General features: G+C 33.2%; 12 protein-coding genes. 7 read left to right on the top strand and 5 right to left on the bottom strand.

Annotated elements, in window-relative coordinates; all coding sequences use genetic code 11:
- Positions 1-204: 204 nt before the first annotated feature.
- On the top strand, positions 205-1,092 hold the full coding sequence (locus EI427_RS12305) for a hypothetical protein (RefSeq protein ID WP_126615051.1): 888 nt from the start codon (positions 205-207) through the stop codon (positions 1,090-1,092).
- A gap of 1 nt (position 1,093) precedes the next feature.
- Positions 1,094-2,203, top strand: coding sequence for a S41 family peptidase (locus EI427_RS12300; protein WP_126615049.1), 1,110 nt, complete (start codon positions 1,094-1,096; stop codon positions 2,201-2,203).
- Positions 2,204-2,436: 233 nt separating this feature from the next.
- Here the strand turns inward: EI427_RS12300 and EI427_RS12295 are convergent, their stop codons facing one another.
- Entirely contained in the window at positions 2,437-4,095 is a 1,659-nt protein-coding gene (locus tag EI427_RS12295) for a 2-oxo acid dehydrogenase subunit E2 (protein ID WP_126615047.1), read from the bottom strand.
- A 338-nt stretch (positions 4,096-4,433) separates the two neighbouring features.
- Here EI427_RS12295 and EI427_RS12290 point away from each other — a divergent pair, with 338 nt between their 5' ends.
- Both EI427_RS12290 and EI427_RS12285 read left to right on the top strand, forming a co-directional pair.
- Entirely contained in the window at positions 4,434-7,946 is a 3,513-nt protein-coding gene (locus EI427_RS12290; protein ID WP_126615045.1) for a PD40 domain-containing protein, read from the top strand.
- Between the two features lie 19 nt (positions 7,947-7,965).
- Positions 7,966-8,379: a DUF2606 family protein gene (locus EI427_RS12285; protein ID WP_126615043.1), complete on the top strand. Its 414-nt coding sequence runs from the start codon at positions 7,966-7,968 to the stop codon at positions 8,377-8,379.
- Positions 8,380-8,434: 55 nt separating this feature from the next.
- On the opposite strand, the gene EI427_RS12280 is transcribed toward EI427_RS12285, so the two are convergent.
- Positions 8,435-9,508 carry a M42 family metallopeptidase gene (locus EI427_RS12280; RefSeq protein ID WP_126615041.1) on the bottom strand — a complete coding sequence of 358 codons (1,074 nt, stop codon included), beginning with the start codon at positions 9,506-9,508 and terminating at the stop codon, positions 8,435-8,437.
- A gap of 216 nt (positions 9,509-9,724) precedes the next feature.
- Between EI427_RS12280 and pncA the strand changes: the two genes are divergently transcribed.
- Positions 9,725-10,339: a bifunctional nicotinamidase/pyrazinamidase gene (pncA, locus tag EI427_RS12275; protein WP_126615039.1), complete on the top strand. Its 615-nt coding sequence runs from the start codon at positions 9,725-9,727 to the stop codon at positions 10,337-10,339.
- A 57-nt stretch (positions 10,340-10,396) separates the two neighbouring features.
- Here pncA and EI427_RS12270 read toward each other — a convergent pair whose 3' ends face one another.
- Complete coding sequence (locus tag EI427_RS12270) at positions 10,397-10,954, bottom strand: ferritin (RefSeq protein ID WP_126615037.1); 558 nt, start codon at positions 10,952-10,954, stop codon at positions 10,397-10,399.
- Between the two features lie 238 nt (positions 10,955-11,192).
- On the opposite strand from EI427_RS12270, the gene EI427_RS12265 reads away from it, so the two are divergent.
- Together EI427_RS12265 and EI427_RS12260 are read left to right on the top strand one after the other, a co-directional pair.
- The gene (locus tag EI427_RS12265) at positions 11,193-11,924 is read left to right on the top strand and encodes an electron transfer flavoprotein subunit beta/FixA family protein (RefSeq protein WP_126615035.1); all 732 of its coding nucleotides are present in this window, start codon (positions 11,193-11,195) and stop codon (positions 11,922-11,924) included.
- Positions 11,925-11,968: 44 nt separating this feature from the next.
- The gene (locus EI427_RS12260; protein ID WP_126615033.1) at positions 11,969-12,913 is read left to right on the top strand and encodes an electron transfer flavoprotein subunit alpha/FixB family protein; all 945 of its coding nucleotides are present in this window, start codon (positions 11,969-11,971) and stop codon (positions 12,911-12,913) included.
- Positions 12,914-13,166: 253 nt separating this feature from the next.
- Here EI427_RS12260 and EI427_RS12255 read toward each other — a convergent pair whose 3' ends face one another.
- Together EI427_RS12255 and smc are read right to left on the bottom strand one after the other, a co-directional pair.
- Entirely contained in the window at positions 13,167-13,589 is a 423-nt protein-coding gene (locus EI427_RS12255) for a hypothetical protein (RefSeq protein ID WP_126615031.1), read from the bottom strand.
- A gap of 160 nt (positions 13,590-13,749) precedes the next feature.
- Entirely contained in the window at positions 13,750-17,325 is a 3,576-nt protein-coding gene (gene smc, locus EI427_RS12250) for a chromosome segregation protein SMC (protein ID WP_126615029.1), read from the bottom strand.
- Positions 17,326-17,331: the final 6 nt, after the last annotated feature.

Genomic DNA, 17,331 nt, shown 5'->3' with positions numbered 1-17,331 from the left:
AGAATAAAGAGATATATGTTTTTGAGAGAGATAATTTTTAAGAAATATGGAGCTTCTAAAAAATTAAGTAATAAAAATAAGAATTATCTATTGCAAAAATTATTTTTTTACTCAAAAAGGTTCATTAATTTAATATTAGTTTAAAGTAAACTAGTCGTAAGAAGAATTACGTACTAACTATTATTAATCCTTCAATCAATTACAATGAATAAAACAAAGGCTATTGGTTTTCCTTTGCTGATGTTACTCTCTTTTGTTTCTACTATTTCCTTTGCACAAGAAGAAGTAGAAGAAATTAAAAAAGATAGAAAGCAAAATCAATATATTTTACTTGGGTCAAATTTTGTTGCTAACGTTAAATCTAGAGATGCTGCGTTTTCTCCTTTAACCTATTCAGGTATGGGAATAGGAGCATCTGGAGGTTACTTAAATACAAGCGATCATTTTGAATTTCTAATTGATGGTGGTTTTAATTTTGGCTTAATGTATACAGATCTTTCAGGGAGTACAGATACAGGTGGGAATATATATTATACGATACCTGTGCACACCCACGCCTTATGGAAAATCAACCCGGTATTTAGTGGTACAAAAGGAGCTTCTTTAAAATTAGGAGGTGCAATTGATTTTTTAGGGAATTATAGGGGTAATTTCTCCTATACAAATTCAGCTTTAAATTTTGAATATATTTCTGGTTTTGGTTTAGGAGGGCAATTAGAATGGGATGTAAGTATAGGGAAAACAGGTAAGTTCTTTAGGAAAAGAGATCGAGACCTTACTTTTCTATGGTCAATTTCTTTGCCTTTAATGGGTAGTTACATGCGCCCTAGTTACAATACAATAAGTGATTTTACTACAGGAGCCAACTTCTTATCAGGAGGGGGACAGCAAGAGTTTGCTTTTATTGGAAAGCTAGTTCAATTTCAATCTCGTTTAGAAATGTATTACAAATTACATAATCTTAATGCATTTAGATTACAATACGAATGGAAATATTATGCTGTAAACGAAGGAAGTAGTGGTACATCTAAAGGAGCGTACCACCGTTTAGGTTTGGCATTTATGTTTAACGTAACTGGAAATAAGAAATAAGATGAAAAATATAAAAAAGCTAGTGTGTAAGGCTATTTCAATTGCCTTACTACTCACATTATTTAGTTGTGAGAAAATGTTTATTGAGGCTGATCCTACTTCTTCAAATACAGAAACTTTTGAATATTTATGGCAAAAAGTTCATGATCAATATTCTTATCTAGAATTAAAAAATATTGATTGGGACAGTGTTTATTCTGTTTATAGAGTGCAGGTTACGAATGATATGCCACAAGAAGTATTTTTCCGAAGTATGTTTAATATGCTAGAGACATTAGAAGATGGACATGTAAATCTATATTCGGCATTTAATGTTTCTAGATATCCCGAATTAGCTGTTCCTGATTCTAATTATAGTACAAGGATTATAAGAACCACTTACTTAAGTGATTACTACACTATAACAGGACCTTTACAGCATGACTTTATTCATGCTATTGATCCAGCTGATGGAGAAAAAAAGCCTATTGTTAAGATTGAGAATGGAGTACCCAAAGGTATTGCCTATGTAAGATATAGTAGTTTTTCTTCAATGATTTCTAGCTACGATATTGATTATGTTATTTCTAGATATGGAAAAACAACCTATGGAATGGTAATCGATGTAAGAAGTAATGGAGGAGGCTCTCCATTGAATATTTTTAAAATGTGTCAAAGGTTTATACCTTCTGATTCTGGTGAAGTTACATTGTATTATAGTAGAAATAAGACAGGGCCTGGAGCAGATGACTTTGATGATTGGATTCCTGCTAATATATCTCCAAGTGGATTATATTATCCAGGTAAGATAGTTATTCTTACAGATAGAGGTTGTTATAGTGCAACATCATACTTTGCTACTGCAATGAAATCAGTACAGAAACTAAGGGATGTAAAGATAATAGGAGTACCAACAGGTGGTGGCCTTGGAGCACCAAGAGGCGGTCAATTACCTAATGGATGGTATTACAGAATGTCTGTTACGCAGACTCGATCTGTTGATGGAGATTTAGATTTTGAATTGGGAGTTCCTCCAGATATCTTAGTAACTCAGCAACCTATTGATACAGAGATGGATAAAGATACTCAACTAGAAAGTGCAATAACAGAAATATTTAATGGGAGTTGGTAAAGGTGAAAAATGTCATTTTTTTTGAAACTTATTCATGCAGTATTCGTTATTAACTACTGCGAATAATACTAAATAAAAGCTGTCTAACCGACAGGACGATTAATCCAATCACTCAGAAATGCAATATACTGTAAAAGTATATTGCATTTTTTTGTACTAGATTTTTTAAAAGCAAAAAGACTACTACAATTAATTGCAGTAGTCCTTTTTATATGTAAACTAATTCGTGTGAATTAGATTAAGATTCTAACAGGATCTTCTAAAAGACCTTTAAGTGTATGTAAGAATGCAGCACCGATTGCACCATCAACAGATCTATGATCACAAGTAAGTGTAATTTTCATTACGTTACCAGGAACAATTTGACCGTTTTTAACAACAGGAACTTGCTTAATACCACCAACAGCTAAAATACAAGAAGCAGGAGCATTTAAAATCGAAGTGAACTGTTCAATTCCAAACATACCTAAGTTTGAAATTGTAAATGTTGCACCTGTCATTTCATCTAAAGATAATTTTTTATCTTTTGCTTTACCAGCCATCTCTTTAACAGTTCCAGAAATTTGAGATAAAGATAATGAATCTGTATGTCTAATTACTGGTACTACTAAACCATCAGGAATAGCAACAGCTACACCTACATTTACATGGCTTGCTACTCTAATAACATCACCTTCAACTAATGAGTTAACCATTGGATGCTTCTTTAAAGAAGCAGCAACAGCTTTAACAACCATATCATTGAAAGAAATTTTAACATCTGCAACCTCGTTCATAGACTTTCTTGCTGCCATAGCATTGTCCATGTCGATATCCATTGTTAAATAGAAGTGAGGAGCACCAAATTGGCTAGAGTTAAGGTTTCTAGTGATCGCCTTACGCATATTATTCATAGGCTGATCATCAAAGCTTTCAACACCAGCAGGCACAGCAGCTACAGGAGGAGTAGCAGGAGCAGTTGTTGGTGCAGGAACGAATGCTTCAACATCACGCTTAATTACTCTACCGTGATCTCCAGATCCAGGAATCATAGCAATATTAAAACCTTTGTCTTCAGCCATTTTCTTAGCTAATGGAGAAGCAAATACTCTTTTTCCATCATGCTCTGGAGCAGGAGCCGCATCTCTTGATTGAGCTACAGCAGGTGCAGAAGTTTTCTTAGCAACTGGAGCAGCAGCGGCGGCTTTGGGTGCAGGAGCAGCCTCAGCAACTGGAGCAGCTTCAGTAGTAGGAGCAGCAGATTTTGCCGCTTCAGCTTTTAATAAAGTTTCGTAATCAGCGCCTTCTTCACCAATAATGGCAATAACACCATCTACAGGAACAGAACCACCATCTTCAACAGCAACGTATAGAAGTTTACCTTCATCGTAAGATTCTAATTCCATTGTAGCTTTGTCCGTTTGAACTTCAGCTAAAATATCACCAGCATTTACTTCGTCACCAACTTTCATCAACCAAGATGAAATAGTACCATCAGTCATTGTATCTGACATTTTTGGCATTTTAACTACAGTTGCATTGATACCAGAAGTATCTATTGCTTCTGCAGCAGGTGCTGGAGCAGCAGCAGGAGCTTCCGGAGCGGCAGGTGCCGCAGGAGCTTCTGCAGGAGCAGCAGCAGTATCTCCAGAAAGAAGTGATTGGTAATCTTCACCTTCTTCTCCAACAATTGCAATAATTCCATCGATAGCAACAGCTTCTTTCTCTTGAACTGCGATGTACAATAAAGTACCATCTTCATAGTTCTCAAGTTCCATTGTTGCTTTATCTGTTTCAACCTCAGCGATCACATCTCCAGATGCTATTTGATCACCTACTTTTACTAGCCAAGATGCGATAACGCCTTCTGTCATCGTATCAGACATCTTAGGCATTCTGATTATTTCCGCCATAATCTAATTGTAAGACTTTATTTTAATTGCCTCTATTATTTTTCGTTTTCAAGCCAAAAATAAGGAGATTATTTGATTTTCGGGAAATTATTATCATTTAGTATTAAATATAAATTTAGTAAATGGCTATAAAGGCACATTTTTTCTTAAAATCAGTAGTGCTAGACCATTTTTTTTTCTTAATTTAGATCAGAAGCAATTTGAAAAAACTCTTTTCATTTCAACTTGTTCTAGTAAACTATTAGTTATTAACTCTATTGTCAATGTTTTTGGACCTAGTACCATTAACGCATTATCTATTTTAATTCTGACTGTCTCAAAGGAGGGACATTAATAATATGAACCAACACTGCAAATTAATATTACTCTTCTTCTTCTTCGCAATTGCCTCGGAAGTTAATGCTCAACATTTTTTTCATCTAGATAAATTTGGAAAGAATAGAGTACAGTACGAAGTATTTGATTGGAGTTACATAGAAACAGAACACTTTGAACTGTATTACTATGGCTATGGAATTACTATAGCTAAAATTGCAGGACAAATTGCGGAACGTGAATACCAGAATGTAACAGAAACAGTCGGGTATGCTCCTTATTATAAAACTAAAATATTAGTCTATAATTCTATTCAAGATTTAAGGCAGAGTAATATTGGTTTAAATCAGCAAGGGTATGCTATTACTGGACAAACAAGTTTTATCCGTTCGGAAGTAGAAGTTGCTTTTAGTGGTAGCAAATACATTTTTGAAGAAGATATTAAACGTAGTATTGCAGATGCGTTAATATTTGAAATGATGTACGGTGGGTCCCTTAAAGATATGATTAAGTCTAGTTACTTAATGAATTTGCCAAATTGGTTCATTGTTGGAGCTTCAGATTATATTTCTAGAGGTTGGTCTAGAGAAATGGATGATAAAGTAAGAGACTTTTTCTCTAGACACCCTAAAAAGTTTCCAAATATTCGCTTCTTAGAAGGAGATGACGCCAAAATTGTAGGTCAGTCCATATGGAATTACTTAGTAGAAGCTTATGGTAAAAGTAATATGGCTAGTATTTTAAATCTTACAAGAATTGTAAGGGATGAAAAAGTAGCATTACAAAATACTTTAGGTATTTCTTACGAAGAGTTTATTGATGGTTGGAAAAAGTTCTACCTAGGAGAGCAGGAGAAACTAAATAATAACTATAAAGATATTGATGAAAAAGAAGCGATTGCGCGAAATAGGAAATCACGTATTTATAATAAAATAAATATTAGTCCTGATGGTACTCGCTTGGCTTATACAGAAAATGAAAAAGGTAAGTATAAGATCAATGTATATGATTTAGAGAAAAAGAGACTTAAAACGGTATTTAAAAGTGGTTATAAGGTCGTTAATCAGCAAATTGATTACGATGTTCCTTTGGTAGATTGGGTTAGCAAAGATGAATTAGTTGTTTTTTCTCAGAGGAAAGGACAAAACTATATGTGGATTTATAACCTATCAAAAGGTGGTTTTAATACATTCTTTAGGTACGTAAAACGTGAAATTGAATTTAAGTTTGATCACATAAATGATGTAGCTGTTTCGCCAAATGGTAAAAAAATTGCCATGAGTGCAGAAAGAAGAGGGCAAACTGATATTTACGAACACAACATTGCAAGAAGAAGAACACGTCAGATTACAAAAGATTATTTTGATAACCTTTCACCTTCTTATTTAAAAAATGGTTCGGATATAGTTTTTAGTTCAAATAGAACGGTTGATTCTACAAAAACTAGAACAGGAGATTTAGAGGACATTTCTAGTACATTTAATTTGTTTATCTATAAAAAAGAAAAACCCTTAGAGCTAGAAAGAATAACCAATAATTTAGGTAGAGATTTTAAACCAAGAGTATTAGATGATAGACATTTATTATTCTTAAGTGATAGAAAAGGAATCACAAATTTCTTTGTTTATGATTTTCAAGATTCTGTAACACATCAAGTATCAAACTTTTTATATAGTGTAAAAGACTTTACTACTTATGGAAATCAAGTTGCTTATGTATTATATAGTAATGAAAAAGAACATATTTATACGGGTAAGGTAAATCCAGATAAAAATGTTTTTACCCCCAAAACCCGAAGGCAACAAATAATGGATCTTAGGGAGTTACAAATCATTAAAAAGAAAAAAGCACTACAAGAGAAAAGAAAACGAGAAGCAGAAGCTCGTATGGCTTTGTTTAGAGAGCAACAACGTCAAAATGAATTAAAGCGAGTGCAAGATTCAATTTATCAGGCCATTCAAGAAGAAGAACAACTTAAACAGATTTTAGCTCAAGATTCTATCGATACAGAAAATATAGATTGGGAAGATTCTATTGATGTAAAAGATATGACTGAAGCTGTAGTTATTGAAAACCAAGAGCCAGTAATTGAGCAAGAACCAATTAAAGAAGTAGAAATAGATCCACTTGATGAAGAAATTGATATTGACAATTATGAATTTGTTACAATCAATACAGCAAAAGGAACAGGCCCTGATATTGGAAATTTACCTCAGAAACCTACATATGATAATGAAGTAGATGAAGAAGGTGATGTAAATACTGATAACTATAAATTTTTCTCGTATAGCAAAAATAAGCGAGATGCATTCTGGGCAAAATACAACGAACGTTTAAAAGCAAAACAAGATGCATCGTCTAAAAAATCGATGTTCTCTAAATCTCAAGATTATTTACCAAGATTTTCAATAGATGGTTTTAATACAAACCTACGTTTCGATCCTCTTATGGGCTCAGGCCTTCAGTTTGAGGTAATGATGACTGACGCAATGGAAAACCATAAAATTAATGCGGGGTTATTTGGAACATTCTCTTTAAGTAATGGCAACTTCTTTGCAGAATATCTTTATTTAAGACATCGTTTAGATTATAGTATAAGGTATGAAAGACAAACTTTAGAGATTAATCAACAACGTTATGCTAAAAATTACTACGAAGGTGGAGTTTCTTTACCTGTAAGTATTAGAAGTAGAATTGAAGTACAACCATTTTTATCTTTTACAAGATATTCTGATACATCAATTCAAGGATTATCAGTTCCCGATGTAACCAGAGCATGGACAGGTTTTAATGTAGAATATGTATTTGATAATAGTTTAGAGAGAGGTAAAAATATGTTGACAGGTACTAGAGCAAAAGTTAGATATGAAAATTATGTCGGGCTTACTAGTATTTCACAGAACTTTCAGAACATTTCTATAGATGTTAGACGTTATCAAAAAGTATTACGATCAATGTCTTTAGCAATGAGAGTTTCTGCAGGTAAGTTTTTTGGGGATAGTCCTAAAACGTATAGAATGGGAGGTATGGATAACTGGGCATTTGGCCAGATGGACAACGATCCTAGAGGTGGTAACCCAGAAAGTCCTGTTCAACCAGATCTTACTGATTTATTATTTACTCAATTTACAACACCTGTTAGAGGTTTTAATTGGAATAAGTGGGAAGGCGAAAACTACATGGTATTTAATGCAGAATTAAGAATGCCAGTAATGAAATTCCTTACGAAGAAGCCTACAAAATCAAAAATACTTAGAGATTTACAATTAGTAATTTTCTATGATATTGGCTCTGCTTGGACTGGTGTAAATCCATTCGAAGAAGATAATGCTTTAAATACAGAAGAGATTGGTCCGGTTGGTGGATTTGATGCAACAGTGAAAAACTTTAGATACCCATTCTTAATGGGACATGGAGTTGGTGCTAGAACAACTTTATTAGGCTATTATTTAAAATTAGATGTTGCTTGGGGAATTGAAGATGGATTTAGACAAACTAAACCAAAGTATTATGTAACTTTAGGTCATGATTTCTAATTCAAACAATTTTTTTGGTATGAAAAAGACTAGCATTTATTCAGTAATAGTACTTATGATTTGTGTATGCATAAGTACAAGTTTTACAACTATATCAGCAGAAAAGCCTTTTGCTTTAATAGGGTTACAAGTAACTGTATTAGATGAAAAAGGAAATGTGATAGAAGGAGCGGAAGTAACACTTTACGCAAACGAAGATGACGCCTGGGATGAAGAAAATGGCATGAAGGCGAAGGATAAAACAAATAAAAATGGTAGAGTTAAATTTACCAAAGGATTGAAAGAACAAGCCTATTATGTTGTAGCAAAAAAAGGTGATCAAGTTTCTGAAGATGGTTTGAAATCTTCTAAACTATCAAAAAATAAAATGAATAAGATAAATGTAATTATTTCTAAAAGCCATGGTGTTTCGGTACCAAAAGTAAAGAACTAACAAAATATTTTATCTATAAAAAAAGAGATTGTCATCACGACAATCTCTTTTTTTATTACTTAATGTATCTAAAATCATGTTCATTAGGCAGCTGCTTAATAAACTCATACATCAATTTAATAGTATTTTCAATGTCATCTGCATGTGCAGTTTCTACTGTAGTATGCATATATTTTAATGGTAATGATATTAATGCCGAAGGAACACCTCCATTAGAATAAGCAAAGGCATCAGTATCCGTTCCTGTTACTCTAGATGAAGCTGCACGTTGGAAAGGAATCTCTTTCTCTTTAGCAGTATCAATTAACATCTTTAATAAATTGTTCTGAACAGCAGGAGCAAAAGTAAGTACAGGTCCATTACCACCTTTAGTATCACCTTCAAGTTGTTTGTTATACATAGGAGCAGAAGAATCATGACAAACATCTGTAACGATTGCTACATTTGGCTTTATTGTTTGAGTGATCATCTCAGCACCTCTTAAACCAACTTCTTCCTGAACAGCATTTACTACATAAAGTCCAAACGGTACTTCATGACCTTCTTCTTTTAGTCTTCGAGCAACTTCAGCAATCATAAAGCCACCAATTCTGTTATCTAGTGCTCTACCAGAAAAGAATCTACCTTTATTCAGTTCTCTTAGTTCATCCTCATAAGTAATAACAGTACCTACAAAAATACCCATTTCCTCAACTTCTTCTTTTGAAGCAGCTCCAACATCAATAAAGATATTATCTAAAGATGGTGTTGCCTCTTTACCAGGTTTTCTTGTATGGATTGCTGGCCATCCAAAGATACCTTCAACAACACCATTTTCACCATGTAATAATACACGTTTAGACGGGGCTATTTGATGGTCTGAACCACCATTTCTAATTACATAAATGTAACCCTCTGCAGTAATATAATTTACATACCAACCAATTTCGTCAGCATGTGCTTCTATAACTACTTTAAAAGGAGCTTCTGGGTTAATCACTCCCACAGCAGTGCCGTAATTGTCTACAAAGGTAGTATCAACGTAAGGTTTTACATAATCTAACCAAATACGCTGTCCCTCAGCTTCATGTCCCGTAGGTGAAGCATTATTTAAATATTTGTATAAAAAATCTTTGCTTTGAGTATCCATTTTATTAAAAAAAATTAAATTATTGACCGATAATCGTTTCTGCTACGTTAAGTTACATAGTTCAGTTTATTCTTGTATCATCTTTATGTTTTTTTTTGATGATATATTAAATTGTGACGTTTTGAATTTGAAATTTTGATATATAGTTAATTCAAAAAATTCCAATTTTAGCAGATACTTACAACTGTATATCTTTTTATAATATTATAATCTAACATGCGCGCATTATTAATCATAGATGTACAAAATGATTTTATACCTGGTGGAGCTTTACAAGTTCCAGAAGGAGATCATATTATTCCCATTATTAATAATATATCATCTAAGTTTGATGTAGTAGTAGCAACCAAGGATTGGCATCCAGTTGGCCATAAAAGTTTTGCTAAAAATCATAAGAAAAAAGAAATTGGGGAAATTGTAGAGCTTAACGGTCTCCCGCAAATTCTTTGGCCAGAACACTGTGTAGAGAATACTGATGGAGCTGAATTTGTTTCATCATTAAACACAGAACATATTGATGCTGTTTTTAAAAAAGGGACAGATACTGAGGTTGATAGCTACAGTGGTTTTTTTGATAACGATAAAAGAAATGATACTGGTTTAAATAAATTTCTGACCTTAAAAGGAGTTACTGAAATTTATATTGCTGGGTTAGCAACCGAATATTGTGTTAAGTTTACAGCATTAGACGCTAAAGGTTGCGGGTATAAGACTTTTTTAGTAGAAGATGCAACAAGAGGCGTTAATATAAAGCCAACTGATGTGCAGAATGCTGTTATCGATTTAAAGGTATCTGGTATTAAAGTAGTAAATAGTAAAGAGATTATTTAGGCTGTATGGTCAAATGATATAAAAAAGGGTATTGATTTTAATCAATACCCTTTTTTATTATGCAGTTGCAGAAGGATCCGAATCGACACCCTCTGTACCAATTCTTCCAATCTCTTGGTCAATTAACCATAATCCCTGAGGACTATCTTCTCCAATTAAATCAAAAGCATCTAAAATTGTACGAGCAGTTTCTTCTTCTTCTCTTTGTTCAGCAACAAACCATTGTAAAAATTGGAATGTACTGAAATCTTTTTGTTGAAAACAGCAGTCAACAATCTCATTAATAGCTTTTGTTACTTTAATTTCGTGCTCTAACACTTGTTCAAAGACGTGTCTTAAAGATTTAAATTCATGAGGAACAGCTGTAATTTCTGCAGCTAATGCATGGCCACCAACAGCATTAATGTACTTAAAGAACTTCAACATATGAGTTCTTTCTTCTTCTGCGTGGTCATATAAAAACTCTGCAGATTTTACATATCCCTCAGTTTCGCACCAAGATGCAAAAGATAAATAAAATTGAGATGATTGATCCTCTAATTGAACTTGCTCGTTTAGCATTTTTTCTACTTCACTGTTCAGAGAAGATTGTAAACGTTTTTTTGCAATTCCCATATCTAAATATTTGAGTTAAATGAATTCTTTTGTAGCGCTATATACTAAAGTATTTTTATAACAATTTTGTTTAAGCACATTATTTCTACCCTATAATGAATAATAATTAATATTTATTCTAAAGAAAGTTTGGAATTTATTATGCTTGCATACTATTTTAGCCTTACCAATAAAACGAATTTAAGATAATTATTGCTTTTAAACCATTAAAAGTAATCACCAATTAACAACATAACACATGAAAATTTTAGTTTGCATTAGTCACGTTCCTGATACAACAACGAAAATCAAGTTTGTAGACAACAAGCTTGATACAAACGGGGTACAATTTATTATAGGACCTTACGATGATTTTGCACTTGCAAGAGCTGTAGAATTAAAAGAGGCTTCTGGTGGAACAGTTACAGTACTTAATGTAGGAACTGTAGATACAGAACCTTCAATTAGAAAGGCATTAGCAATTGGAGCTGATAACGCAGTAAGAGTAAATGCTGAACCGTCAGACTCTCTATTTGTAGCAAAGCAAATAGTTGCACATGCAGCATCAGAAAATTATGATATGATCTTAATGGGACGTGAATCTTCAGATTTTAATTCTGGTTTGGTTCATGGTCTTGTAGGTGAACTCCTTGGGTGGCCATCAATTGCTCCAGCAATGAAGTTAGATGTAGATGGAACTACTGCTAAATTAAGTAGAGAAATTGAAGGAGGACACGAAGATGTTGAAGTTCAGTTACCTTTTGTAGCAGGTTGTCAAGAACCAATCGCAGAGTGGAAAATTCCTAACATGCGTGGTATTATGATGGCTAGAAAGAAACCTCTTGAAGTAGTTGAGGCGGTAGCTGTTGATGGCGTAACTACATATCAATCTTTTGAATTACCTGAAGAAAAAGGGGAATGTAAAATGGTAGACGCGGATCAAATGGATGAATTAGTGGGCTTATTAAAAAATGAAGCACGCGTACTTTAATTCACCATTTCATTTTAAACTTTAACACATAAAACAAAAAAGACATGTCAGTATTAGTATTTATAGAAGCAGATAATGGAGTTATAAAAAAATCTTCATTAGAAGCTGTAGCGTATGGAGCAAAAATAGGAGCCGTAACTGTTGTAGCTATGGGAAGTATTGATGCTTCTGAATTAGCTAAAGTAGGCAATTATGGTGCAGAGAAAGTATTACACTGTTCTGATGATCGTCTAAATGATGGTGTAATTGCTGCAACTGCAAAATTAATAGCAGAGGCTGTAGGTCAATCTGGAGCAGAAACTGTTGTAATGTCGCGCTCTTCTTTAGTAGATGCGGTAGCTGCTAGAGTAGCAATAAAAATTGGAGCTAGTGTAGTAACTAACGTTCAAGATTTTCCAGATACATCAAATGGTTTTGTAGTAAAAAGAGGAGTATTTACAGGGAAAGCCTTTGCGTTTGTATCAGTTCCTGATGGTAAAAAAGTTATTACTGTTACAAAGAATGTAGTTCAATTAGAACCTACTTCTTCAGAAGCAGCCATAGAAGAAATTTCTGTTGCTTTTGATGCTGCTGATTTTGGTGTAAAACGTATCGGTGTTCATAAACAAGAAGGTGATATTTTATTACCAGAAGCAGATTTAGTAGTTTCTGCAGGTAGAGGAATGAAAGGCCCAGAAAATTGGCAAATGATTGAAGACTTAGCTTCTACATTGGGTGCAGCAACTGCTTGTTCAAAACCTGTATCTGATATGGATTGGAGACCTCACCACGAGCATGTTGGACAAACAGGAATTAAAGTAGCTCCTCAATTATATATTGCGGTTGGTATTTCTGGTGCAATTCAGCATTTGGCAGGGGTGAACTCTTCTAAAGTGATTGTCGCTATTAATAAAGATCCAGATGCACCTTTCTTTAAAGCGGCAGATTATGGAGTTGTAGGAGATGCTTTTGAAGTAGTTCCTAAGCTTATTGAAGCAATTAAAAAGTAGTCAGAATTAGACTCAGTAGTCTATTTTAACATATATAGGGTTAAATTGACATTTATTTGTTAATATTTTAAGATTCTATTGATATTTATTAATAGTTCCCTATATTTGTAATACTTCAAAGGAATAATATTCCTATTCGAAGATTTTTTTAACTTAGTCGGTTATTTTTTTCCTATCTGACGCAACTACTGATGAAAATCGTATAAGAACCTCAACATGAAAGTGTTGAGGTTCAGTTGTTTAAAAGCATTTTTTATTTTCTGATTGTTAAGGCATTTTTTGTTAAATTAACTTTATTGTGTAAAGCTTTTAACATTATATTATTGTATCCATTATTATTAAAATGCTGAATTGCTAACTGATAATGTTCGAATGCTTTTGTTAGATTACCCATACTAGTGTAGTAATCACCTTTAATTTCCAAATTTGTACTATTTTTATTGATTTCTATGCTTATATCAATCAATTCTAGGGCATCCATCAGATTACTGGTTTCAATACACTGTCTTGCAGAATTTGCATAATGAAGCCACTCTTCCTTTTCAGAATTATTTTTCTTTGATGTTACTTTATCTTGTTTTCCATGATGTGTAGAAGCAGATAGTGTAGAGCTAGTGAAAAGTATAAAAATAAGGGTAAAGGATAAAAACAGGTGTTTTATGACTCGATATTTCATTTTAGTATAATTAAGAGAGATAGACATTCAGTTCGGTTACAACTATCTATTGTCTAATAATATACCTTATGCATTAATTTGTTGATTATCAGTTGGTTGATTGTTTGAAGAGTTAATTTGTTAATGAACGTGAGCGAACACTTTTTTCAAACTAGAACAGTTATTTAGATGTAAAGGCATCTAATGTAGGACTATCTCTGATATCAACAGGAACTACAGTTGTAACACCTTGTTCAATCATTGTAACGCCATAAATAACATCTGTACTAGACATTGTTCTTTTGTTATGAGTAACAATAATAAACTGTGAGTTATGTGAGAATTTATTAATGATCTTATTGAATTTATCAACATTTGCATCATCTAAAGGTGCATCAACTTCGTCAAAAATACAGAAGGGAGCAGGTTTAATCAGATAAATTGCAAAAAGTAAAGCAGTTGCTGTTAAAGTTTTTTCTCCACCAGACAATTGATTGATTGTAAGAGGTCGCTTTCCTTTTGGTTGGGCTAGGATTTCAATTTTAGAATTTAGAGGGTCACTGTCATCAGCAAGCCTTAGGTCACAGTTGTCTTCATCAGTAAATAGAGACCTAAATACTTCCATAAAGTTATCTCTTATCTGCGTAAATGCTGTCATGAACTTTTCTTGTGCAATACCATCTATTTCTTCGATAGTAGCTAAAAGTTGTTCTTTTGCTTTGTTTAAATCTTCTCTTTGCTCTAAAATGAATGAGTTTCGTTCTTTTATTTCATTATATGCATCGATAGCCGTGTGGTTAATTGCACCTAAGGAATGTAATTTCCTTTTTGAATCTTCACTCAGGTGTTCTAATTCTTGCAATGAAGAATCTTTGTATGGATTTTCTTCCTCTTCTTCTTGAGTAGGTTTATGTAATAGAAGTTGTTCTAGATCAATTTCAAATTCTACTGCAACCTTTTCTTTTACTGAAGTAAGAGAAAGACGCAAAGCATTTATCTTTTCGTTGTAAGTAAGTAATTGTTGATCAATTTCCTCTTTGCTACTTTGTTTTAGTTTGATTTCAATTTCAGTATCAGCAATTAACTCTCTTGCTTCTTTATAATTACGTTCAGCCTCAAGTACTCCTTGTTCAATAGAAGTTTTTTCAGCTTCCATTCTTTCTAGTTCTTGATTACCTTCTTCATCAGTAGAGTCAGATTTTTGTAAATCATTATTTACTTTTTCTATTTCACCTATATTCTGATCAATTCGGTTTTGAGCTTTCAGGAGTTCTTCTTCTTTAAAATCAATTTCCTTTTTTAAACCGTTATATTGGTTTTCATGCTGTAGAAAATTAATATGAAGCTGGTTGTATTTTGTAGTTAATTCAACTCGTTTTTCTTTTTCTATGGTCAAGTTATCTTGCATTTCTTCAAGTTGCTCTACCATAAATTCTAGAGTGTATGAGTCTTCATCTAACTGCGGTCTGCCTTCTGATATAGCAACTTCAGCATCGCCAATACGTTCTAGTATTTCGTCTTTTTTATTTGAGCTAGCTTCCAAGAACTTAGCAAACTCTTCTTTCTGAGTTTTGATTTTAATAAGTTCTTGAGTTACAATTTGAACATTATGTTGAGCACTTTCTAAATCATGTTGATGATTAATTTGTAATAACTCTTTGTGTTCAGCTTGCTTTTCAACTTTCTGTATATGTATATTTTCTGCTTCAGTTTCTAGATTTTCTATCTCTTCTGTAAGGTTTTCAAGGTGTCTTATTCTACCTAATGATTTCCCTTCAAAAGAACCAATAGAACCCCCAGAAATAGCTGATTTTCTTCGTATAGCTTTACCATTTTTGGTAACTAGAATAACGCTATCATTCTTTGCTAAATTATTCTGATTCCGTTGTACAATATAGACACCATCTAATAAATACATTATTAGAGAGCTGTATTTATCATCAAAATCTACAACATCAATGGCAGAAATGGCATCTTCTATTGCTTTTCTAGGAGAAGCACTATAGCCTTCAAATTTATCTAATAAAAGGAAATTGGCTTTTCCTTTTTTCATTTCATCTAATAGATTGACAGCTCTCCACGCTTCCTCCTCATTTTCTAAAACAAAGTAATTTAAATAAGGAGAAAGGTAGCCTTCAATAGCAACTCTATATTCCTCTTCACAATGTAAAGTATCAGAAAGCATTGGAGCTTCTTTTGCCCATTCGGTATTTTGTTTTAAATACTTTATAGCTTCAGGGTAACCCTCTAAGTTATCTACTAAAGATTTTGTTAAGGCTTTTTCATTTTTCTTGGCATCTAGCACTCTGAAAATTTCAGAAGAACGATCTTTTATGTGTTCAAGATCTTCTCTACATTTCTTTAATTGTTCTTGATGTTGTTGGTGGACTTCCTTTATTTCATCAAATTGAACAGTAGCACTTAATCTTTCTCCTTCTAAAGAGGCATACTGTGTGTCAAACTCATCTAAACTAGACGTTTTATCAGAAGACTCTATATGTGCTCTTTCAAGCTCTTGTTTTAATGCAGAAAGTTGTACCTCATTAATTTCAACTCTTTGTTTAAGTTGAAAGATAATAGCTTGTTTATTTTTTACTTGTTGTTCGTATTCTGAAGTGGTTGCTTCTAAGTCACTAGTTTTATTTGCTTGAGCATCTTTTTCTTGTTGTGTCGCAAATAATTCTGTTTCAACTTCTCCAACCATTCTATCAATAGATTGAAGCTGTATCTGCAAACCTTCAATACCTTGTTGTGCAAGTGCTACCGCTTCTCGATCTATAGATGATTGATTTTCTAATGTCATTCTCTTTTCTTCTAGAAAACGACGTCTTTCCCCTTTAATTCGTTTCTCACTTTCTGTTTGACGCATTTTAAGGATATGCTCATTCAGTGTTTTTTGTCGAGAACCAAATAAGGATTCTTTATCTATAGCTTCTTTTTTCTCTTTAGAAATAGAGGCTTCTAATTCATCAATTAATTTTAATGTAGTATTACGTTCTTCATTTTTACTAGTCATTGTATCTGCTAGTTCATGAAGCTCCGTAGCCTGACTTGCTACTTTTTTCTGTGCTAAAGCAATACTTGCTCCCTTGTAAGTTTCTTTAAGTTTTAAGTAACGTTGGGCTTGTTTGGCCTGACGTTCTAGAGAACGCATATTTTTTTCAACTTCAAAAAGTAAATCGTCCACACGCTCAAGGTCAGCATCTGTATCCTTGAGTTTTTTCATGGTTTCTTTTTTACTCTTCTTGAATTTTGAAATTCCTGCAGCTTCTTCAAAGAGAGTTCTACGAGCATTTTGAGTATCGTTCAAAATCTCATCAATCATCTTTAATTCGATAATTGCATAACTATCAGACCCAATACCGGTATCCATAAATAAACCATGGATATCTTTAAGTCTACATGGAACACCGTTTAATGAATACTCGCCATCACCAGAACGGTAAAATCGGCGACCAATAGTTACTTCTGTATATTCTGTAGGGAGTAAATTTTTGTTATTAATAAAAGTAAGGTATACCTCTGCCATTTGTAGAGGTCTACGCGTTTTTGTTCCATTAAAGATGATATTATCCATTTTCTCGGAACGCAATGCTTTTGTGCTTTGCTCACCAAGAACCCATCGGATAGCATCAACTACATTGGATTTCCCACTTCCGTTAGGACCAACTACTGCGGTTATACCCTTGTCAAAGTTTAGTGTAACTTTTTCACCAAAACTTTTAAAGCCTTTTATTTCTAGTTTACTTAATAACATTCAGTC

This window comes from Flammeovirga pectinis (assembly GCF_003970675.1).
Classification (GTDB): Bacteria; Bacteroidota; Bacteroidia; order Cytophagales; family Flammeovirgaceae; genus Flammeovirga; species Flammeovirga pectinis.
The sequence above is the reverse complement of the archived record's forward strand: the minus strand, read 5'-3'. Positions and strand labels throughout refer to the sequence as shown.